Origin of the sequence: Thiocapsa marina 5811, assembly GCF_000223985.1 — a bacterium.
GTDB classification, from domain to species: Bacteria; Pseudomonadota; Gammaproteobacteria; order Chromatiales; family Chromatiaceae; genus Thiocapsa; species Thiocapsa marina.
In genome coordinates, this window is the sequence record NZ_AFWV01000027.1 from 1 (window position 1) to 22090 (window position 22090).

Sequence of the window (22090 nt, forward strand, 5' to 3'; positions counted from 1 at the left end):
GATCCCCTGTTGTTCTGAGTCCCGCCACCGCGCTGGATCCACCTCGCGCCGCCGGCCCACACCCCGGCCGCGCGAGACCGGGGGAGCGCTTCGCCGACCCCCATCACGCAACTTGATCGCGAAACCATCAAAATCGCTGACCGCACTCAACATCTCGCAACGTTGCTCGCCTCCGTGGCGGCCTGCGTGAGCGGACCGGCATTGTCGTTGACCGATGTGGGACGGCGCTTCGGCGCCACCATCGCGCTGCGCCACCAGATCAAGCACGCCGATCACCTGCTGGACAATCGGCATATGCGCGGGGAGGCTAAGTGGATCCATCGAATAAGCGTTTACCGTCGTGCGCGTGGCAGTTATCCCTGATTGTGGGGAGACGCTCGTCGCACACGCCGGATAAATGTGCGTTGGACTGATCCGATCCCGGTATGACGGCGAGGGATGCACGCCTCACCCTATAGACAGGAAACTATATCGGCGCGGCCCGGGTGCTATCGCCGCGCGCTGTCCCCCGGCCCCGACGCTTGGCCCTGTGCGGTCGAATTGGCCTACCTGGACGCCACGATTCGTCTGATAGATTCCGGACGACGAGGCACCGTTTAGTCGAAGGGGCCGTGTCGCCGGCAACAGTGGTTCGCCTCGGACGAATGCCAGCGTCTGGTCCTGGAAGCCTTGCGTGATGCGCTAGAGCCGTCGTCGGCGCGCGCGGTGATGCAACTGGTGGCCGCGCGCAAGGCGCTCCCCGAGCACGCCAAGGTGCGCGCGGAGGTGCAGAAGGCGGTTTATGCCGCCCGCCGAACTATGCCGAACGGTCTTGGCCGCAGCACGTCAGTTGCCCGGAATTGCCGCGCTGAATCGGGTGCGGACAGAGGCACTATTCGGCATAGTCTTATGGTCACGAGCGCTGTCGCGATTCCGCTTCGAGGTCCAGAGACGCAGGCATCAGGGGCTCAACCGTCGCTCGCATGCGACGCGCCTCGACTGGCCGGTGTTCAACCGTCTGCTCAAGCGTCATCCTCTCCCATCCGCGCTTGCGGTACGCAGCCTCTATGTCACGTAGCAAAGTTTAGGCGGAGGAGCCGGATGCCCGAATCGGGCACGTCCGGATCTGTGGGAACCGCGGGTGAGCGATCACCCGCGGTCACACGGCCAAGGAGAGAATCGTGTCTTTCCTTCACCGATGACTGAGCAGGCTACTCGGATTATCCAATGGCTCGAACGTATCTTGCGCTTTAAGCATGCCTCGCCAAGGACAGCCGTAATTCCTGTAAGCCGCTGACATCTGCCCCCATTAATGCGAGTCTAAAGAAGCACTAAGCCCTTACGGAGCACGCACCGTAGCGAAGCGATGGTTTGCGACCTCGCTGCGACGCTGTCGAAACTTTGGTGCTGCGGCGACACTGAAGCCACCCACGCTCAAACGCTGCCACAAGTTGACTGATGGTGGAAGGTGCTTAGGCGCCCGAAAGAAGTAGCAAGCCGACTTTGGCGATCAGTATCAATCTAGCCAATGCCCGAGATCACGTCTGATCAACGCCTGCGTGCTCAATATATCTTCACGGAAGAAATCAAGCCACGTTGATCTAACTTCCGGGTCAAGAGGAGGCGCTTTCGCGAGGTTGCGGTCTCGAATATTCGCGATCTTCCTCCTCACACTTTTGGGTACATATTCTTGGACTTTAGGAATTTTTTTGATGACGTTCAGGCCTCGATGAAGTATGGGGTTTCGAGGAATACCGCCAGGGTTGAACGCATAGGTGGTGTCCACACTAAATTCCGGGTCAACACCGACAAAACGGAAAAGTTTCTGCATGACTCCGGAAGGATTCGCATTGAGATCATCAAATAAAACGAAACGTAGCTGCTCGTCTTGGAATACCTCAAGGTATCGCCTCAACGATTCTGCGTAGAGACTCTGAAGAATCCAGGTATCCCGTCCAGGTCTGATCTCCTGAACCCGCAAGGTTGTGACACCATCCCGAAACGCCATTAGATAGGCAGAGTATGCGCGGTCGACAGGATTCCTCAGGCTCGCGACGATCCGACATTCCGGAAGAAGCTCTTTTATTCGAAACGGCGCCGACTTGGAGTGTAGATAGGATGGCGATGCTTCACCACGCCTGTTGTGTGGCGGAGACGTGCTGAAGAGTGCTTCGTAGTCAGACAGAGACCGAACTCTATAACTAGACCGTTTGGCTCCGACATGAGCGGGGTTTGTCGGGTCAAAACTAAAATAATTCGGCTCCTTGACGATCGTCATAAAGACGTCGGGATGCTGGTCGAAGTAATGGTGTAGCGATGTTGTCCCTGCTTTGTGGGCGCCGATAATAATAAAGTCCGGAAGCATAGAAGACCCCTTAGTGTTAGCCCTGCGTTGTGACTGCTCTCTATTGATTCCGGGGTGCTCAGCCCAGTCGTAATAAACGGAAGCTACTGTTGTAAAACGATCTTGCGTCGCCGCTGATACTGAATCTGTCCTAACTACCAACGAGACTGAGCAGGCTCGCGCTGTGGCCAACTGGAAGGCGCATACCGATTCGATGTCCATCCTATCTCGGAGTCCGCCCTTTGCCAACAATGCAATCCAACCTTCACAAGTATCCGCGTTTGTGGGAGTTTCGCTCGCGGAGAGATACCGAGGCGGAGTTTGCGAACGCCCTCTAAAGATATAGTTCCCGGTGGATAACTTCATGTGTTCTAATTGCGGGACTGCCGAAGCCTGCGTCGCGCTTTGTTCGCACGACCCGATTCACTGCAAGCGTTGTCGCCACGAAAACATATGGATAGCCGTGACTCTCTCCGCCTCGGCCATACTGCCGGTGCCGATATGCCCGAACGGGACGCCGACGACCAAGCGGACCGGGGTGATCAAGTTCGACGTCGTCCATTGGCGCGGCGAGTGCCATGACGAGCAGTGAAGCGGCTCGCCAGAATAGGAACCCCTGCCCTCGGAAGACGAAAAACCGAGGAACGTCAGGAGTGAACTTCCTAGTCGCGAGCCGTCGCCACCCTATATCCGCTTAAGTACTGGGCGGTCGGTCTAATGAGCGATGCCTCCGCTTTCAAAGATTGCTTTGTTGTGATTTGTCTTGCCTTCGCGTTACTGCAAGCGCAATAAACACCGTATATAAATGTCGAATTGAAAGCACGGTGACAAGGGCCCAGAGAGCCGATGCGGGAGTGCGCCAGATGAGGAAAGCTGTAAAAAACCCGACGGCCAAAGCAGTGGTCGTTAGAACCTGCATGGCGAGGAACGTGCGTTGTTGCCTGCAGACAACCATTGCAGCGTTGGCCGGAATCACAAGTGCGGCAAAAAACATCAGCGGTGCAGTTATCTCGATGAACTCCCCGGCCCCGCGCCATGTCTCGCCTAGCACGAAAGCAATCATCGGTTCTCCATAAACTAAGAGCAAAGTCGAGGGTACAAGCATAGCGGCACCGGTGAACGCGGATGCTTTCAACAGGAGTGGCGTGAGAGGCCGACCTCGGTCGACGGCGGACACCAAGTGCTGCGTATAAACGCTGCGAAAAGATGCGTTCAATAAGTTAAGTGGGCGCAAGAACAGGCGATCCGCCATGGCATAGAGACCGGCAACTGCCGGAGAGAACAAACCACCGAACAGCAGGAGTGGCAACTGTCTATTCACGGACTGGAGCAGCGCGGTCGGTGTGGCGAACAGCGGGAAATCTCGAAACTTGTAGGCGAGAGACCGGTAGTGGTCCAGACTGCGCTCTGATGCCTCGGTCGAGCGCGTTAGACCGCTGCCGCGCGCAAGGACGGCGACACGGGTGCCGACCCCGATGAATTTGCTGATGACAAGGCCGGCTACCGAGCTGCCGCCGATCGCACCGAACGCAATGCGGCTGCCTGTCGAGATGCCGACGCTTGAGACAGAGGTGACGGCCTGCACCTTGAACCGCTTTCTGCGCGTGTTCCACGACTCGAATGCGGACTCCGCACCGTGAAGCAAGAAGAGCAAAGGTATGGCCCATTCCCATCCGCCGAACCGAGTAAAAAACTCAAGCTCAAGCGCAGACGAGAGGATGAACGTCAGTGCGACCAGCAGTACGGTGAAAAGCACCGTACTGCCCATCGCGACGCGCAACAGGCTGCGGGCGTCGCTGTCGAGCGCGGCTAACTGCGAGGCGGTTCCGAAGCTCAGCGTGGCCAGCGGGGCCACGAGGGCGGCGAGCGCCAGGATCATCGCCGCCGTGCCGTAATCGGCCGGTACGAAGAGACGGGAAATGATGGGCGCGGAACCGATGAGAATGACTTGTGCTGCAGCCTTTCCAGTGAACAACGTCAATATGTTGCGCGCGAGAGGCGAATGCGTGAGCCGTTTGAGGGGGTTGGTTTGCTTCATATCTAGCGCTGACGCGGCGAACTCAATAGGATCTCGATGCGGCGGTTTACCCATGGCCCGATGAGCCGTTCTTCGTTCGAGCTTACACGCAGCTCGCTCTTGCCTCGGCCTTCGTGAGCGAGACGTTCCGGCGGGATCTCGAGGCCCTCCAAGTAGGCCGCGACGTTTCCGGCGCGTCGGGCGGAAAGCCATTGGTTTACCGAATCGGCGCCGGTGCTGTCCGTGTGCGCGATGATGCGGATATTGATATCGTCCAAGGGCATCAGGACTTCTGCCAGGCGAGCCAAGGTTTCCTTCGCTTGCGAATCCAGTACCGCGCTCCCGTCTTGGAACTGGACCGAGGGTCCCATGTCTAGGGAAACTTCGTCGGGGCTGAGCCTCTGTACATCGTGGGGGAGATTGCGCAGCTCCGCAGCTAGGTCGTCGAGTGCATCAGGTGCATCGGACCTTGCGCCGGCATCCTCCGCGGCCGGTTCTACCTCCGACGTCTGCTGTGTGTTGGTGGGCGAAAGCGAATCGGTTAGCGGAGCTATGATGTCGGAGGAGGCGCTTCGTTGCAATCCGAGGTCTGTTGCCGCGTTCGGGTTCGATAGGGGTTCTAGGGCTGCACCTGGTTCGGGCGAGGTCGCGTTCGGAAGGACCGTGAGCGGCAGTCGCTCATCATCGGGGCCGGGTATCGATCCGTAAGGCCTTGCCGGCGGATGCTCGACATTGGGCGCGGATCCAAGGTGCTCGCCCGGATCCGTTTTTTGGGGCTCCTCGGTTTTCTCTGTCGCTGGGGCGGCCGAGACAGCATCTGCCGAAACATCGTCGCCGCGGGAATCGTCAACGATTGTTTGCGTGTCCGGGGCGACCGCTGTCGGCTCCTCCGGTTGCCCGATCGTGCTTTGGAAGATGGCGGCAACCTGGGCGCGCAGGGTGCGAGCGCTTTCCGAGTCGGCCAGGGCAAAGGTGGCTATCGCGAGCACTAGAAGCATGATCAGGGCGACTGCGGTCCCTGGGCCACGTCTCGGTGTCACGGCGCCAGTGTGCTCGGGGCCTGGGGTCCCTCGTCGAGAGACTTGGTCACGGACGATCGGCGCTTCCGTGGGGGCTGATTCCTTGAGCGCCCAAGCATCACGCGAGGCTATCCGGGATTCGTCCGCCGAGGTGCCTTGAATGCTTGCTTTTACCGACAGCCGGGAAGCGGGGGCGTTGGAGTAATGTCTCTGTAGATTCGGTCCTTCGCCCGCAGAGGCCCGGCGGGGATCTGCCGAGATCCTTGGTTTGTGCAGCGGCTCAGTAGCGGTAATCCGAGGCGCCGAGGGATTTATCGGAAGGCTGGATGCGACCGCTTCAGGGCGTTCGAGTGGGCGGGCAGGCAATTCCGTCTCGATTTTCTCCGGTGCGAGCATCGAAGGTTCTAGCCGCGGGGACGTTGCGATGGGTTGCGTATGGTTCTCTTGTTCCTCCTCGGGTGCATCGGAAGCGAGATCGCCGTCCATGGGGGGGGGCTCGATCCCGTTCTTGGAGTCCTCCGATGGCGCAGCCGCGGCCCGATCCAAGTCGATCGAGATCATGAGGTGCGGGGCGTGCGAGGCGATGAAGTCGCGAATAAAAGCGGCGTCGAGGACCTGCTCATCGGCTCCGAAAGCGTAGACGAGCGCCGTGTCGCAGATCAGATTGATGCGGCGCGGTACCCCTTTGCTGTAGTGATGAATCGCCACGCAAGCATCGTGCGTGAAGATGTCGTGGGTTCCACCGGCGACGAAGACGCGATGCCGGATGTAGCTCTCCGTTTCCGCGGCATCGAGCGGTCCGATATGATACGACGCCGTTACACGTTGCGCGAGTTGCTCAAGCGCCGGGTCGCGCAGCAGCTCGCGCAGCTGAGGCTGGCCGAGCAGCATGATTTGCAGCACCAGATCCTTTCCGGCGTTGATGTTCGATAGCAGGCGGAGCTCTTCGAGCTTCTCGATGCCGAGATTCTGAGCCTCGTCAACGATCAAGAGGACGCGCTGACCCCTGCCGTAGGTCTCGACCAGAAAGTCCGCAAAGGCACGATATTTCTCAAGCTTACTCGCGGGTTCGTGGCGAATCTCGAAGGCCATGGAGACCCAGTCCATCAGCTCGCCAAAGGTCTCGTGGGTGTTGGATATGAGACCGACCGTGAAACTGGAGTCCAGCCTTTCGAGCAGGTGCCGCATCAGTGTCGTCTTGCCCGAGCCGATGTCGCCGGTCAGGACGATGAAACCGGCCTGATTGAAGAGTCCGTACTCAAGCAGCGTCAACGCCTTCTGGTGTTGATGGCTCATGAAAAGGAAGCCGGGGTCAGGGAGCAGCGAGAAGGGCTTCTCCCGAAGCGCGAAAAACGACTCGTACATCTAGATGTCCTTGCTGCTGGAAAACGCCAGTTTCCGACTCGACCGCGGGTGTTCTGCCTCTCGGAAACGCATACGATCCTGCCGGGAGCTCGGATCCGAGGACATCAATCCAACTCTTCAGTTCATGAGTTTGAGTGCTGCGGTGTCCGGTCTCGCGTCAAAAATCTCGGGACGATACATCGAGATCATGTGGTTTTCGCCGCATTGCACGCCCCGCGCATACCGTGCCGGCGTTTCGCCTACTCACCGTAGGGACCGCTAAGCCTCATCCACGCGCCTTGTCCGGACATGCGCGGGGCGCACGCTGTTCTCCGAAAAACTCGTACGCCCTTGCTGTAGTATCGCGCAGTTGATGGGTTGCTGTCGAAATCGGATATCTTCCACTGCAGCTGAATCACCGATGATCGGGTCTGCGTCGAGATCCCGTGCATACTGACAACCGGCGCGGTCGCCGTGCGGCGTTGAGTCATTCGGAGGCACTTGGTCCTGGCTCGCAAGTAACCGAGTTTCGTGATCTTTCCGTGATGGCACGGACCTAATTTGGGTCGGGGATTCGCTGACCCATCGGGTCGCTTTAGGCGTGGGTGTGTGTTCCTCGGCAGCGCTGATGTTCCGTCCTGAGTGCGACATTGAGCGCTGTTCGGGAGCGGCCCGCTTTCCTGTTCGTTCCTCGTCCGCGAGGATTTCTGCTCCACCCCCAATGTTGGCCCCCGTGCATCATGATCCGCCTCGTTCCGGAACGTCCCGAATTCGGATATTCTACGCGGCAGTTGTTTAAGGGGCGCTTAATTTGCTGTCCGTTGTGGTGCCCGAGGCTAACTCAGGGCGCCGCGACCCGGATGTTTTGTGCGGTCTCTTTGGTCTCGAGCCGCCCGGGCTCACGGCCGGACCTGATTACCGACGAGCCGCGGCGAACTTGAGCAGACGGTAGGCCGGGCGGGGCGGCGACGCCGAGGCGGGGCTGCATGGCTGTCAGCTCGATGCGGGGCAGATGTTGGTGGCTCGCTTGATGTTTCGTGTCCTTCAGTGACGGTCTTCACGTTGCCGAGTGAGTGACGCTTCAGAAGCGAGGTGAACACCTCGGATTCAGGGGCAGGATGGGTGGAGCGCAGCGACACGAATCTTTTTGGGCCGCCATCCGGATTGGGCGTCTGAGCGGGGTGGATGGGTTTCGCTGCGCTCTACTCATCCTACATATTTCGGTTGTCTTTGAATCGTTCGTGAGCGATCGGCGTCGCGTCGTAGCATCCCCCTGCTGGAGCGTGTGCTTGATACTCTACACCGTAGGGTAGAAGACCCCGAGATGGCGCTTGAGGCCACGCGCGGAGACGGCGATATTCTGCGGAGTGAGCAGGTACATGGCGAGAAAGCAGACGGACAGTGGCACCTCGGCATAGGGGAGCATCGTCGCGGCGATCCGCGAGGTCCGGTGGTGGCAGTGCCTGCACTGCGTCAAGCCGCGGGTACGAAGGGCCGCACGGCCCTCAGTATGCCTGCACTGTCGGCGGGGACGAAGCCATGAGGCCAGCGCCAGCCGAAAAGTGCGTCTGCGAGCAGCTCCTCGGTGCAATAATACTTCGCAAGAAAATCTCAAAAATTCAGATCCTTCTGAAATGAGATGAGATGTTTCGCGATATTGCAGACTCCCGGCGGTGGTGGATACGGCGCCACTGTGCGCCGGCCGCTGGCTCAAGACGTGAACCTGCTCTAAGTTTAGTTGGTAACCGGGTGAGATGATGAGAAACGTTGTTCTATTGTCGACAAGCTATTCAGGCTCCACGCTCGTGAGCATGCTGGTCTCCTCACACCCGCATGTGATTGGGTTCGGCGACACCTATAACTATCAATTCGTCACGCTCGGTAAGACGAGATGTACCTGCGGCGCTGTTCCCTCGGTGGCTTGCCCGGTGCGTACCGGTATCGAGTCGAGGATGAGAGCTATGGGGGAGGATTTCAGCTGGTTGACCTCTAACCCGACTCCGCTGCCGCGTCTGCTGCGATCGAGTCGCATCGCGACAACGATTTCCCGGAGTGACCGCTGGCTCCCTTTTTATCGAGCGCTTCCTCAGACTGCCCGACAACGGCTGTTGGGGGGCTACTATCGTGAAAACGCCAAATTCTTCGAAGCATTGGCACAGTCAGGTCCTTACACTCACTACTTCGATGGCTGTAAGAGCCTATTCAGGCTTGAATTGATGCGTTCTCTTTTTCCGGATACTCTTGTTGTTCACCTTATCAAGAACCCTAAGGCCTACCTCCATTCTTTTCTGACGCGCGAGGAGATGAGATATCAAAGTGTTATCGACTATTGGCTGAAATATCATGATGAATCTCGGAGATTCGCGGAGCTTCTGGGCCAAGGCAACTACATGTTGGTCACGTTCGAAGAATTGACCCGCTATCCGGAGCAGTCGCTTCGAGAACTGTATCGTTTCATCGGGGTTCCGGAGCGCGATGAACCGTTCGAGCAGTGGATAAATCTGAAGACAGTTCACGTCGTTGGCAGTGGAACCAAGAACCAATACCGCAGGGTCGAGGAGAAGGCGCCTCGCTGGAAGAGCGAGCTTACGAGGGAGCAGTTGACTTACATCGATCGTCGTATTGCGCAGGTTCCCTGGCTGGAACCGATCTTACCGCGCCTCGATTGGGCTTGAGTCAGGCAGGAAACGATCGAGAGAACAGTCGGGAGAGGTGTCAGCCGGGCGGGGGAGGAAGCCTTCCGTGTGCACAGCGGCGACGGGAGCAGTGGACCATGGCGTCAGCGGGGAACGCGCCGAATCACCTCTGCCGTTCGCTCAATCATCAGGGTCTCACTGAATCGCTTGACGACCAGACCCCGGCCGTTCGATCCCATGTCTTTCAGCCTCGCTCGATCAGTGACGAGGGCCTCGATCGTTCGAGTCAGGTCTGCTACGTCGCCGGGCTGGACCAGCGCTCCGGTTTCGCCGTCGAAGACCGCTTCGGCCATCCCGCCGATGTCGGAGCCGACAACGGGCGTCGCCATGGACAAGGCCTCCAGCATTGCCATCGAAAAGGTCTCGACGGCTGTGGAAGGCAAGACGAGGAGGTCTGCGGCGGCCAGCAAGGGCCGTACATCACTGAGGTCGCCGGCAAAACGGACGCGTTCCGCCAGACCTAACTCATTTGCCAGGCGTCGCATCTCGCCCTGAAGGGGGCCGCTCCCAGCAAACACGAGATAGACGTTGGGCTCCAGGGCTGCGCAGGCCTTGAGCAAGAGGTGCTGTCCTTTTTCGGGCGAGAATCTTGCTACATTCGCGAGAACGATTGCGTTGTCCGGTAGCGCGTGCGCCACCCGAAATGCCTGACCCTCCGAGCGAAATGCGCTCGGATCGAAATGGTCGGTGTCGACGCCGTTATAAACCACTTCAGATCGCCCAGCGAGGAACGGGTATTTGCGCTCCCAGTACGCCTGCTGGCGCTCGCAAACGAAAACGATACCTTGGCAAGCCCTTAGGATCCATTGGTATAGTAGCTGGTCCTGTAGTTCACTCTTAATGCCTTGGTTGATCGTGGTATGTAGCGAGGCGATCACTGATGGCTTGCGGATGGCTGTCCTGCTACCCAGCCAACCCCACAGCAAGGCGAATTGTAGGCTGCAGTGCACCACATCGATTCCTTCCGAATCGATGACCTTGGCGACTTGAGCCACAAGCGGGAAATCGAACCATCTGCGCGTCCTTTTGGCTTGATGGAAACGAATACTCGGGTCGATCCTCGGCACTTGCTCCGCTTCTTTTTCAAAGATTAAAAGGTGCTTGTCGAACTTTTCGGCATCGAGTCCGTTGGCGAGGTTGACGACCTGCGTTTCGGCACCGGCGCGACGCAGCGACGGTACGATGAAGAGGACGCGGATGCGGCCCTTAATCAGCGATTTTTCCATTTTTGGTATAGGGCTTTGGTCGTGATGGTTTTATAGACACAGAAGACTAAACCGCAGGGCGAGAAAGACTTATCGACGGCTGTCCGATGTTGCTATGCAGGGGGAAGGGCGTTGAGCGCTGGAGCCGAATCATCTGCTCCGTGCGGTGGCTCAAAAGGCGCCTCCAGAGGCGGTTTTTCGAGTGATTCGGTGGCTGGTTGTATTTTGCGACGTCCGGCCAATGGAGTGGCGCCCCGGTATGCCGCGGCGACTGCTCTTCGGGCCGCTCTTTGGAGAGATCTCGTAACTTATAGCGATCTCGCATCGATGCGAGAATGCTCGACCGAAAAGGCCGATCGAGAATGCAAGGTGGGTCGCGGAACAGCGCGAGTGCCGACCACCTCAATACTTCTGACAGGTTCCCGGATCTGTATGCTTGGGATGCGAGGTAGCGTGCGATGGTACTTTCGGAGTAACGCCGAAAGCGCCCCGGAATGGGCCAGTCGGAGTCAAATAGCCTTCGGGCGATGGCGTCGTAGGAGCGTTTCATGCGACGCGTACCGCTGGACATGCTGCCGGATACGCGTCGATAGCCGACAAGGCATTCGGGGACGTAGGCCGCTTCGTATCGGGCAGCGACTCGAAGGCAGAGATCCCAGTCTTCAGCTCCGTATGCGTTTGCCGTAAACAGTGTCTCGTCGTATCCGCCGAGTTCGCGCAGGCATTCCGTGCGGAAGAGCGGGGTGCTCGCATTTCCGGTGAAGTTGTTCACGAAAAGTTGAAGCCAGACAATCCCCCGAGGTCGATTTCCGTGAAAACACCTCGAGGCAGGCCGGCCGAGCTCGTCGATTATTATGGCCGGGCAGTATACGAAGCCCGTGAGTGGACCGCTCGCATCGAATGCAGCGACTTGTTTCCGAAGTTTATCCGGATGCCAGAGATCGTCGGCATCGATCGGCGCCACGAATAAACCGTTGGCCTGCCGGATTGCCGCGTTCCTGGCAGATCCGACGCCTGCGTTGCCCTGCCGGAGTACTTCGACGCGTCGATCCTGTGCAGCTCGCTGCTCGGCGATTTTTAAAGAACGGTCGGTCGACCCATCGTCGACCACAATCAACTCGACCGCAGGGTAGGACTGAGCCAACACGGAATCGATGCTCGCGCCGAGAAAACCTTCGGCGTTGTAGACTGGCATAATTGCCGAGACAAGCGGGCTATCCGACACGTTTTCCTCGGCGTCAGTGCGCATTTGCCGCCGCGGGCACAACTTGAGTTTGGTGCCCGGTCGGCTGTTGGTTCGGCATCTCGGAGATCCGTATCTGTTCAGATATCCGGTGCGGGGCTCAGGTTTGTCGCTCGATTCACCAGGCGCCTATGGTAGGGGGCAGCGCTTTCCTTCACAATAGCAGTTGTAGGAAACGTGCGCCGTCCAAGCTGGCACGTTCGGAAATCCGATCGATCTGCGCCTTGTTTCTCTGATCCCGCCGCCGCCCCGCGTGGGCGGGACGCGGCCGTCATGGCGCGGTGAAGCGGTCTCTCGGATCCTCCCTGCGGGCGAGGTCTTGAGGATCGGGAGCCGACTGGCTCCGGGCCTCGTTGAACGGCGTTTCCTTGTATTTGGATTTTGGTCCCCAGTTTCCGTTGAGGGTCGATCGAGAATGGTCAATTCACCGAGCTCACAGAAATCCGGCTATCAACGCGCTACCGTCCCGGTGAAACGCATGATTGCCGGGGTCCTCTTGGGCCGCCTCCTTCGGCGAGTCGTCGTTTCTAATCACGTCTGGATCGTCGCATTCCATCGCGTCGACGACCTCGCATACCCCAACCCATTGACCTGCGGAATTACACAGTTCGAGGAATGCTGCGAATTGTTGGCGCGGACGTTTCGCGTTGTGCCCTTGTCGCAACAGCTCGATCGACTGGGTCGAGAAGACTGCGGTGGGACTCTCTCGATCACGTTCGACGACGGTTACCTCGACAATTTCGAGCATGCGGCCCCCATCCTCGAACGACTAGGTCTGCCGGCCACCTTCTTTGTGGCTACCGGATTTATCGGAACGGATGCGGTGGCGTGGTGGGATCGCGAGCTTCCTGATACGCCTAAGTGGATGAGCTGGGATCAGGTGAGGTCGCTTCATTCGCGTGGATTCGATATCGGGTGTCATACGGTCAATCATGCCGACCTCGGCTCTCTGGCAGAGAAGGACGCCGAGCGAGAACTTTTGGAATCCCGGCAGCGTCTGTGTCGCGAGCTCAATACGGAGATTGATCTCTTCGCTTACCCGTACGGTGGTCCCGAACACATGAACGCCGAGAACCTATTGATTGTTAAAAATTCCGGTCTCCGTTGCAGCTTGTCCTGCCACGGCGGGGTAAACGCGATCAACTCGGATCCTTTCAGCCTTCGCCGCATTCCCATAAACTCTGCCGGAGGCGAAACGGCGAAGGATATTGCCTATCATTTGTTGCGAAACATGGCCCCTCTGTGATCGGGGGCGATCTTGATGCGACCATACATAAGTAGGAGTAAGGGCAAGTATGGAGGGTCGAGGGTTACGTTTACCGCTTGGTGTGCCGTTGGAGCAAGCGACGTTGAATCCGACTTCATTACATGTTTCGTTACGTGTTTCGTTACGCGCCCGCTTCCGCCTTGTCGTCAGCGGCATACGATACTCGCCGGAAGATACACGTTCGCCACTCTCTCATGGTAGATGGCTCTTCGGTGGAGCGATGGGGTCATGAAACCTGTGGAAATGCAATCTGACAAAGCTCCGGTTTTTGTTGTCGGATCGGGCCGGAGCGGTACGACATGGGTTCTTGATGCCATCGCCGAAGCGAACGGGATGAACATCATTTTCGAGCCGATGCATCCTATACTTGGTGCGACGACCACTCGTTTTGCCAACCGATATCTGACGGCGGCTGACTCAGAACCCGAATTGTCACGGTTTATGGGGGAGATCGTATCGGGAAGGCATCCCGGTTTCTGGACACGCTACCGGGAACGTCCCGAGCGGCTTTACCCGTCCCTCGTGGCATTTCGATCGGTTTCCGGCTTGAAGCATTGGTTGAAGCGCTGGCAGTACGTTCTTCAGCATCATCAGCGTTTCAAGCCACGTGCGGGGCGACCCCTCATCGTCAAGTTCATCCGGGTCAACCTGATGCTGGAATGGCTGAAGGCGAGTTTCCCGTGCAGGATCCTCTATGTTCTGAGGCATCCGCTTGCAGTCGTTGAGTCGAAGCTCCGTTTGGGTGGCGAGGACTGGGAGCATCAGGCCCTCCTGAAGTCATATTTCGACGATCCGCGTTTGCAGTCGGATGTCACTGTTGACTGGGCTGAAGTTCGGAGGGCGTCCGCGGCGTCCGTCGTCGGGGCGAACTCGGCTATTTGGTGCATCGAGAATGTTGTTCCGCTCTCTCAGGCAGCGAAATTAGGGCTCGTCACGACCTTTTACGAGGATCTGATTGGGCCGGATGGTCTGACGGAGTGGCGCCGCATCATTGGTGATCTCGGACTCTCAAATATTCCGTCCGCAGAGTATCTGAGGCTGCCGTCTCAGCAAGCTTCCCATGAAACCCGCAAGAGGCTTGCTGAAGAAAGCCTGGGTGGATTGGGGGATGTGCGAAGGCGCCTGGGGGAGGTGAAGGTTGCCGAGATTTCCGACATGTTGCGGCGATTCAACTTGAGGGTTTACGACGCTTACCAAGATCGCCCTGTAGGCCTCTCCTCCCAAGACTTCTGAGCGTAGACGACGGGCTCGCGGATTATTGCAACGCCGCGGAATTCCCGTGGCCATGCGAGCGCGCGCCGTCGGCGGACTGAAGTCCGCCTCCCTGGGATGGCGAATGAGGGCGGCGTACCCAGGGGGCGGTATCGAGACTTCCGCGGCGTTGCACTAGACAGGCCGGCGAAACCTTGAGCAGTTCATATTATCAGTTCGGAGGGAGCCCAAGACGCGCCGTGTCGGTCCGCGCCAATCGCCTCTATGGCCGAAATCACGAATGCTTTCAGATTCGGTTCCCTACGAATACAGCTCGGGACGTCGATCCGCAAACACTGGAATATCAGCGCGCGTCTTCGACACAGTGGCGAGATCCAGCTCGGCGAAAAGCAACGCGGGATGCTCGTCGGCTTCGGCCAACACAGCTCCGGTGGGGTCGATCACGCAAGAGCTTCCGCAGAATAGGTGATCCGGGTCGCGCCCGGCGCGGTTACAGGCAACAATGAACATTTGGTTCTCGATAGCTCTTGCCCGCACCAAGGTTCGCCAATGATCGCCGCGCGGATGGGGCCACTCGGCCGAGAGAAAGACCACGTCGGCCCCAGCGAGGGCGTAGCAGCGGAATAGCTCCGGGAATCGCAAGTCATAACATATCGCGAGTCCCGCCATACCCCGACCCGTGTCGAAGAATGCGAGCTCGGAGCCCGGCGTGAGATGGCGGTGCTCGTTCATAAGCCGAAAGAGGTGGGTCTTGCTGTAGATCGCTCGAGTCCTGCCCTCGGCGTCAATATAGACGGCGGTGTTGCCGATCCGGCCCGTTCCCAATCGCGCTAGGCAAGAGCCGACGATCGCGATGCTCTGGGTCCGGGCTAGGCGAGCCGTTTCTGCGAAGATGCCTTGCGTTAAGGGCTCCGCATGATCGACGGCCGACGTCAAGTCATAACCGGTGGACCAGAGTTCCGGGAGGACGATGACGTCGGCCCCTCGCCGCGCCGCGTCTATTGCATAACTCCTGGCCTGTGCAAGGTTTGCCGCCGGGTCACCCCAGACGATATCCATCTGTGCGAGCGCAACCTTAATCCGAGTCGGCATTGTGTTGAATTGGTCCGGATCCAATGCTGGCCTAATGTTAGCGGGAGGTCCTTGTCTGAGCCCTGCTTCAGTCTGTCACTTGCCGCCCCGACGGGCTCAGCGTCCTGCGGCTGCAACCTCGGGATGGAGTAGTGGCGCCATACGTGATGGTCTCGACGACTGGCGGCGTGCTCCCGGTTGACCACGGGGTGAGGCTTTTTGCTCCAAGGTGAGGGGCAGTGAGATCAACCAGTGAGTTGACCGTCGTTAACCGAAAACCGGACCTCTTATCCCGTCTTGAGCGGGCAAGGTGGAAAGCAGCTCGATATACTGACTAGCAATCACGTCCGGCGAGTGGTGGCGCTCGGCATAATCCCGAGCGTTCTGCGAAAGTCCGTCGATCAGATTCCGATTGCCCAGGATTTCCGCCACTGTATCGGCCATGCCTTCGATGGAGTCCGGGACTGCACCGAGCCTTTTTCGGGCGATAATCTGATCGGGATCGAAAAACGACACAACCGGCACCCCACGGATCCACGCTTGGAGGAAAGAGTTTGGAAATCCTTCCGAATCCGACGTATTGACGAAGACTTTCGATCGAGAAAAATACCTGTTGACCTGGCGGTAAGGTACCTGACCGAGAAATTCAAGGTTCGGAACTGTACGACACTTATTCTCGACATCGGAGTAGAGTCCCTCGTGTTCTCTGCTCTGACCTCCGATCATGACGAATCGGAACTGGGGCAGGCGTTTTGCCAGTTCCGGAACCAACTCGGGTCGCTTGAAGTCTCGGATATTGTTGACCCAGAGTACATCAATGTCCCGTTCGGCGCCTCGATCCGCGGGGGATGGCGGCTCAACCGCGAGATTGATGATTTGGCTCTTCAGTTGGAAATTGTCTTTCAGCAGTTTGCTCTGGATCTTGCTTTGTGATGCGATCAAATCGGCTCGTCTGATGCCGTAGCGATAGATCATTGCGTCACGCCACTTGAGTCTTCCGAGGATATGCTTCCCGGGAATGCAATCGGTGTCGTGTGCGATGCGAAATGCGAACTTACGCCCGTTTCGTCTGCAAAACCAGGCGACCGCGCCGGTCATGACGCCCGCACAAGATTGGTAGTAGATGTCGGCGTCGGCTTGGCGAAGGGCTCGAGCGACGGACGTCAGTCGCGGGTGAAAGAACCTGAAGCCGGGTAGACCATCTCCCTCCTTCATGGTCTTCCAGACCCGGATCCCGTCGATCACTTCCCCGTCGGGTTGTCCGAAGTCGCGATCGACCATGCTCACGGCGTAGCCCAGGTCGCGAAACGCCTTGGCCAACAGCGTTTGTTGAACGGCTTCTCCGCCAAAATATTCATGGCCTTTGGCGGGATTCAGAACGGGATAGTTGTCCAAGCCCACGAAACAAATGCGTTTTGACATGGATCTGTCTCTCAAGGTTGATTTCGAGACCTCCTGTCCGTGATTCCGCATAATCGACAACACACCACGATTTCAGTTACTGCGCCACATGCGGCGCTCGACACCGATATCGGTCGGCGGTCCATATACGTTTCGAGTGTGTAACCGAGCTGATGGAGCGACTTGGGTGACTCGGTCTCCAAGCTCCGCGTCATCTTGTTTCCCGCTCGATGATATTATCACGTTGGGGCCACCCTTGGGCTTTCCAGACCACTTTCTCGCCCCGAACCGGCAGCTCCAGGCAATACCGCAACGTGGTCCGTCGCCTCCCCGATCTGGCGGCGGACGCGAAGATTTACGCAAAATTTCGGCCTAAAATCTCGGTAATCACAAACGACAGGTCGTTTTGACCATTCCTTCCGGGCCTTGGCGTCCTGCATCGTCGGACACGGACATACGGATGGTCATCACGATCCCACGGGAGCGGTAAATCCCGAGTCGCCGCGAGGGATAGGTGATGGATGCCTGTGCGCGACTCCCTCATTGCGCACCTTCAGAGTGCGTCGCGATCGTGTATGGCATGCGAGGTTCGGGCATCGCCCCAGGCTACGGGCGACTCGCGAGCATGGGTTCGGATGGGTATCGAGATACGGTGAACAGGGCCCGGCGGACTCGGGAAAGGAGCAATCCTGCCGGTGTGCTTGTTGCTCTGGTTTTTCTGCGATTGCGGCCTCGCCTCGGAGAACCTGTTGTCGAGCTCGATGCCGGCTCAGGGGCTCTGAGGCGCCGCTCCTCGACAACCTCGTAACAGAACACGATAACTGCGGTTTGAATCATATGAGCACTCGAATCATTCATGTCATCAACGGCGACCTCTACTCCGGCGCGGAGCGCGTCCAGGATCTGCTCGCGCTTCGGTTACCTGAACAAGGTTTTGAAGTCGGCTTCGCCTGCGTCAAGCCGAACAAATTCCCCGAAGCACGACAGGCGGTAGACGCCCCGATTCACCTGTTGCCCATGTCGTCGCGGTTCGATCTGGCGTCGGGGTTGCGCTTGTCTCGCATTGTAAAGAAGCATGGTTACGCTCTGTTGCATAGCCATACCCCACGCGCCGCGCTCGTCGGCCGCGTCGCTGCGGCGTTCGCTGGGATTCCTATGGTGCATCATGTGCACAGTCCGACCGCGCGCTGCACGGAGGACCTCGGACGAAATCGGTTGAATAGCCTCATCGAGCGCCTCAGCGTCGGAGGCGTTCGGTTTCTCATTCCCGTATCGGCAAGCCTGGCGCGTTATCTGCGTGAGGAAGGGTTCAGTCGAGAACGGATTCGGGTCGTCCCGAACGGTGTGCCTACACTCGGTCCCTTGTCAGAGAGGGCCACCCCCCGAGACCATTGGGTGATCGGCACAGTCGCGCTGTTCCGACCGCGCAAGGGAGTCGAGGTATTGATCGAGGCATTGGCATTGCTGCGTGCCGGGGGGAGGTCCGTCCGGTTGCGAGCGGTAGGTTCGTTCGAGTCGGCCGATTATGAGTCCGTTATAAAAGGGCTTGCGCGTCGTCTTGGTGTTTCGGACGCGATCGATTGGACCGGATTTACCCGAGACGTGGAGTCACAGCTCGCGCAAATGGATTTGTTCGTCTTGCCGAGTCTGTATGGAGAGGGTATGCCCATGGTTATCCTCGAGGCGATGGCGGCCGGGGTGCCTGTGGTGGCCTCGGATGTGGAAGGGGTTTCGGAAGTGCTCGAGCACGGTCGCTCCGGTCTCGTCGTTCCGCCGAATGATCCGCATACGCTGGCGAAAACAATCGCAGCAACGATGGACGGAGCCTTCGACTGGGATGCCATGCGCGGGGCCGGTTGGCGAAGGCAATCGGACCTTTTTTCGGACCAGAGCATGGCTCGCGGTGTCGCGGAAGTCTATAGAGAGGTGTTGCGTTTTGGATGACCGGATCGCGATATTTGGGATCGGACTCGACCCGCTCGACATGACGCAAGCGATCGACCGCCTGCTCTCGTGGATCGCGGAACCAGACTATGCGTCCAGGTATGTCGTTACTCCGAATGTCGATCATATTGTCAAGCTTCGCCACGATCAGGCCTTCCAAGAGGCTTATAACGATGCCGATATGGTTCTGGTGGATGGCAAGCCCGTGGTTATGGCAGCGCGTCTACTCGGTGTCGGGCTGCCGGGTACGGTTCCCGGCAGCGACCTCCTGCCCGCCCTGTTCGCCGCGTCGGCACAAAACGGCGGCGTCAGTGTCTTTCTGCTCGGGGCGGCCGAGGGGGTCGCGGAACGTGCGGCCGAGAACATTCGGCGGACTTGGCCCTGGGTTCGGGTCACAGGCGTCTATAGCCCTCCCATGGGGTTCTCAGCGGATTCTCCGGCCACCGAAATGGCGTTGGAGAGGATTCGCGTATTGGCCCCAGACGTCTTGGCCGTAGGTTTGGGGGCACCCAAGCAGGAGCTCTGGGTGCACAGGGTGCGCGGCCGGATCCATGCTAAGACCGTTCTGTGTATCGGCGCGACGATCGACTTTATGGCAGGGGAGAAGCCACGTGCACCGGTATGGATGCGGCGCACTGGAATGGAATGGTTGCACCGCATGGTGACCGAACCGCGGCGCATGGTCATTCGCTACGGGCATGACGCCATAGTGTTTCCATGGCTGGTCATGATCGAGTGGATTCGAAGGAGGCGCAAGGCGCCATAATCGGGACTTTTCCGATCGGTGAAGTCATTCGCGTCGGAAATGATTCGAAAGACGCTGTTTGACCTCCCGGCTCTGGCGCGAAGAAGACCCAAGGCAGCGTTGCATAGCCCCGTTGCAACACCGTTTGGTTCATTCCACCGGCAGGGGAGCTGCGATGGCCGTAGCTCACGTTGAAGATCTTCCAGCGACGGCTCGCTCAAAAGCCCACCTGTCAAGCTCGCCAATTCCCGCGAACCGTTGCATCTTAGTGAAATTCAGAAACAAGGTGAACACCTTGATAAGCCGTAGGATGGGTAGAGCGGCAGCGAAACCCATCCTCCAAACCGCCGCGCTTCATGGTTTCGGTCTGATGCCCTTAGCGCGGGCTGGATGGGTTTCGCTGATGCTCTACCCATCCTACATGTTTCGGTTGTTTTTGAATCGTACCTTAGTGGCACGAGCGACTCTTCGGAGAAAATGCGCGCAGATGAAGCGCTTGATCTAGACGTTCACCGTGAAGCATGCTCCCGTCTTTTTCAATAAGCGTTTCGGTGAACAAAACCGTTGAACACCGTTCCAAAGATAATGCGAATGTCCAGCCAAAGAGACCAACGTCTTATGTATGCGAGGTCGTGCTCGATCCGTTTAGACATTTTGTCTAGGGTGTCGGTCTCTCCTCGCCAGCCATTGATTTGCGCGAGTCCAGTAATTCCCGGCTTAACCTTGTGGCGTAGCATGTATCCACCGACTAACTTGCGGTAGTACTCGTTGTGACTGACTGCATGCGGTCGAGGACCGACGATCGACATCCTTCCTTGCAGGACGTTGATGAACTGCGGCAATTCGTCGAGGGATGTGCGCCTCAGGAATGCCCCGAAACCTGTTACTCGAGCGTCGTTTTCCCTTGCCTGAGTCACATTGTCTCCGTCTTCACAAACGGTCATGCTGCGAAACTTCCAGACGACGATCTCTTCGCCGGCGAGGCCATAGCGCCGTTGTTTGAATAAGACCGGGCCGGGGCTTGACCGCTTGACGCCGATGGCGATGATCGCCATGGGTAATGCCAGTAGGATCAACGCGATCGAACTGATCACGATGTCTTCGAGACGTTTTAGCCACCCGTTCGGCCCGAGGAAAGGAGTCTCGTAGACACTGATGGCGGGGATTCCACCGATTTCCATCCAGCAGCGGTGAAGCGCGTCCCTCTGAAGCTGCACCGGGAGGGCTTCGTTGACCTCGCCCTCGCTTGCGCTCTGCCAAGGCAAGCGGCCGCGACGTCGGTCCTGAAGGACATACACCGATGCCGTCGTATCGCTGAGTGCCTCCAGGAGGGTGTCGGTCGAACGCGGACATGGGAGGGAAACGAAAACGGTGTCGATCACACCCGATCGAGCGAGGTCGACGATTGTCGTTAGGGACTCGCTGCCGACCCCGAACCGCGGGGATTCGTCTTGGGTTGTCGGGAGGTGGTCGAAGAGGCCGACCGTGCGAAAACCCATCCATGGGTGTTTTGCGATCGTTCGTGCGACGTGATGTGCCAAGGCATCGGTACCCGCAATGGCAAGCCGCTTGGTATTGATGCCCCGACCTCTCGCGACTCGGAGCACATGCCGAGCACCGAGGCGGGTCAGGATCAGCAGTATGCCTGTGGCGGCGAGCCATTCAAGCATCACGCCGGGCGGGTAGACGAGCTCGGGCAACGCATAGCCGATTGCGAACAGCCCGACGAAGACCGCGATCCATGCCTCCACTGTGTAGAGGATCTCCGTTCTGACCGATCCTGTACGCCAAGACCGATAGATGTTCTTCATGTCGGCAAAAAACATGAAGAGTCCCACTGCGATGAGACCAACCCATAGAAAGGGTCCGGACTCATCGGCGCCATGCGTCTGCAATGCGAGTAAGAGACCGCCGAAGACCGCGAGCATGTCGACCGATCGCTGGACGAAGAGCACAGCGCTGCTATGCTCTCTCAGTCGCGGTTTTGGTTGAGGTGTCGCCGGTGCAAGCTCTAGAGTAGAATCAAAGGCCATCTCGTTGTACCTGCATAGGATTGAACGCCGAGTCCTTGCCGGCCTGAAGATGTCGGAGATGTCGGGTTTGTTCGCAGCGATCGAATTCGATGGTCACCCGATGCGACGAGCATGCGGAATTATCCGATACTCCTGCAAATGATGTCTTTAACCTCTGGTTACGAGGCGTATCCGCAAAAATCGCGCCGCTGGACTCGCTTTCGCTTACCCATGTGTGCGGCATTCCCGGAGTTGTCGAAAGATCACGTTACGGAGTCTCGTGGTGGCCTGTCTTGAGGCACCGAAGTGTGACTCTGGTAGTTGCTTCATTTTGGTGCTCCTTCGGGTTTCATGCACCACCGGCAAGCGTTCACCGTCATACCGTAACCCGGCGCCGTGGTGGCCCGAAAATGAGCGTGATTCCGGATCACTCCACTGTCCCTGCCGTTGATCGTTGGACGCGGCGACATCCTGCCGCCGCACCAAACGAACATAGTTCACACTTCTCAGCTCGATGGTGCTGTCAGTGCGAAATAGAACCCCTCCACGTCGTGATTGTTGACCTTGCCGCCGGTGCCGGCGGTAAAGCCC

At 58.4% G+C, this 22090-nt stretch carries 14 protein-coding genes; 5 read left to right on the forward strand and 9 right to left on the reverse strand.

Translation table 11 applies throughout. The features are described from left to right. Positions 1 to 1495: 1495 nt before the first annotated feature. The 4 genes from THIMADRAFT_RS26145 to THIMADRAFT_RS28320 form a co-directional block, all read right to left on the reverse strand. Entirely contained in the window at positions 1496 to 2545 is a 1050-nt protein-coding gene (locus THIMADRAFT_RS26145) for a sulfotransferase family protein (protein WP_007195607.1), read from the reverse strand. A gap of 514 nt (positions 2546 to 3059) precedes the next feature. Continuing rightward, entirely contained in the window at positions 3060 to 4361 is a 1302-nt protein-coding gene (locus tag THIMADRAFT_RS23350; RefSeq protein ID WP_007195608.1) for an oligosaccharide flippase family protein, read from the reverse strand. Between the two features lie 2 nt (positions 4362 to 4363). Then, positions 4364 to 6724, reverse strand: coding sequence for an AAA family ATPase (locus tag THIMADRAFT_RS26150; protein WP_007195609.1), 2361 nt, complete (start codon positions 6722 to 6724; stop codon positions 4364 to 4366). A gap of 1276 nt (positions 6725 to 8000) precedes the next feature. Then, the gene (locus tag THIMADRAFT_RS28320) at positions 8001 to 8129 is read right to left on the reverse strand and encodes a hypothetical protein (RefSeq protein WP_007195610.1); all 129 of its coding nucleotides are present in this window, start codon (positions 8127 to 8129) and stop codon (positions 8001 to 8003) included. A gap of 331 nt (positions 8130 to 8460) precedes the next feature. Here THIMADRAFT_RS28320 and THIMADRAFT_RS26155 point away from each other — a divergent pair, with 331 nt between their 5' ends. Next, positions 8461 to 9378: a sulfotransferase family protein gene (locus THIMADRAFT_RS26155; protein WP_267878420.1), complete on the forward strand. Its 918-nt coding sequence runs from the start codon at positions 8461 to 8463 to the stop codon at positions 9376 to 9378. A 104-nt stretch (positions 9379 to 9482) separates the two neighbouring features. Here the strand turns inward: THIMADRAFT_RS26155 and THIMADRAFT_RS23365 are convergent, their stop codons facing one another. Beyond that, positions 9483 to 10625: a glycosyltransferase family 4 protein gene (locus THIMADRAFT_RS23365; RefSeq protein WP_007195612.1), complete on the reverse strand. Its 1143-nt coding sequence runs from the start codon at positions 10623 to 10625 to the stop codon at positions 9483 to 9485. Positions 10626 to 10671: 46 nt separating this feature from the next. Continuing rightward, complete coding sequence (locus THIMADRAFT_RS23370) at positions 10672 to 11853, reverse strand: glycosyltransferase family 2 protein (protein ID WP_050799672.1); 1182 nt, start codon at positions 11851 to 11853, stop codon at positions 10672 to 10674. 409 nt (positions 11854 to 12262) lie between these two features. Here THIMADRAFT_RS23370 and THIMADRAFT_RS23375 point away from each other — a divergent pair, with 409 nt between their 5' ends. Further along, positions 12263 to 13093 carry a polysaccharide deacetylase family protein gene (locus THIMADRAFT_RS23375; protein WP_007195614.1) on the forward strand — a complete coding sequence of 277 codons (831 nt, stop codon included), beginning with the start codon at positions 12263 to 12265 and terminating at the stop codon, positions 13091 to 13093. Between the two features lie 249 nt (positions 13094 to 13342). Then, entirely contained in the window at positions 13343 to 14347 is a 1005-nt protein-coding gene (locus THIMADRAFT_RS23380) for a sulfotransferase (protein ID WP_007195615.1), read from the forward strand. 279 nt (positions 14348 to 14626) lie between these two features. Here the strand turns inward: THIMADRAFT_RS23380 and THIMADRAFT_RS23385 are convergent, their stop codons facing one another. Then, positions 14627 to 15418, reverse strand: coding sequence for a carbon-nitrogen family hydrolase (locus THIMADRAFT_RS23385; RefSeq protein WP_040734010.1), 792 nt, complete (start codon positions 15416 to 15418; stop codon positions 14627 to 14629). 246 nt (positions 15419 to 15664) lie between these two features. After that, a complete protein-coding gene (locus tag THIMADRAFT_RS23390) occupies positions 15665 to 16819 on the reverse strand; it encodes a glycosyltransferase family 4 protein (protein ID WP_007195617.1) in 1155 nt (384 codons plus the stop codon). 816 nt (positions 16820 to 17635) lie between these two features. Here THIMADRAFT_RS23390 and THIMADRAFT_RS23395 point away from each other — a divergent pair. Then, complete coding sequence (locus THIMADRAFT_RS23395) at positions 17636 to 18742, forward strand: glycosyltransferase (protein WP_007195618.1); 1107 nt, start codon at positions 17636 to 17638, stop codon at positions 18740 to 18742. After that, positions 18735 to 19508 (forward strand): WecB/TagA/CpsF family glycosyltransferase, encoded by a 774-nt coding sequence (locus THIMADRAFT_RS23400; protein ID WP_007195619.1) that lies wholly within the window; start codon positions 18735 to 18737, stop codon positions 19506 to 19508. Before THIMADRAFT_RS23395 ends, THIMADRAFT_RS23400 begins: the two co-directional genes overlap by 8 nt. Before the next feature lie 515 nt (positions 19509 to 20023). Here THIMADRAFT_RS23400 and THIMADRAFT_RS27600 read toward each other — a convergent pair. Next, positions 20024 to 21415, reverse strand: a complete 1392-nt coding sequence (locus THIMADRAFT_RS27600) for a sugar transferase (protein WP_324603164.1) — start codon at positions 21413 to 21415, stop codon at positions 20024 to 20026. Positions 21416 to 22090 lie beyond the last annotated feature (675 nt).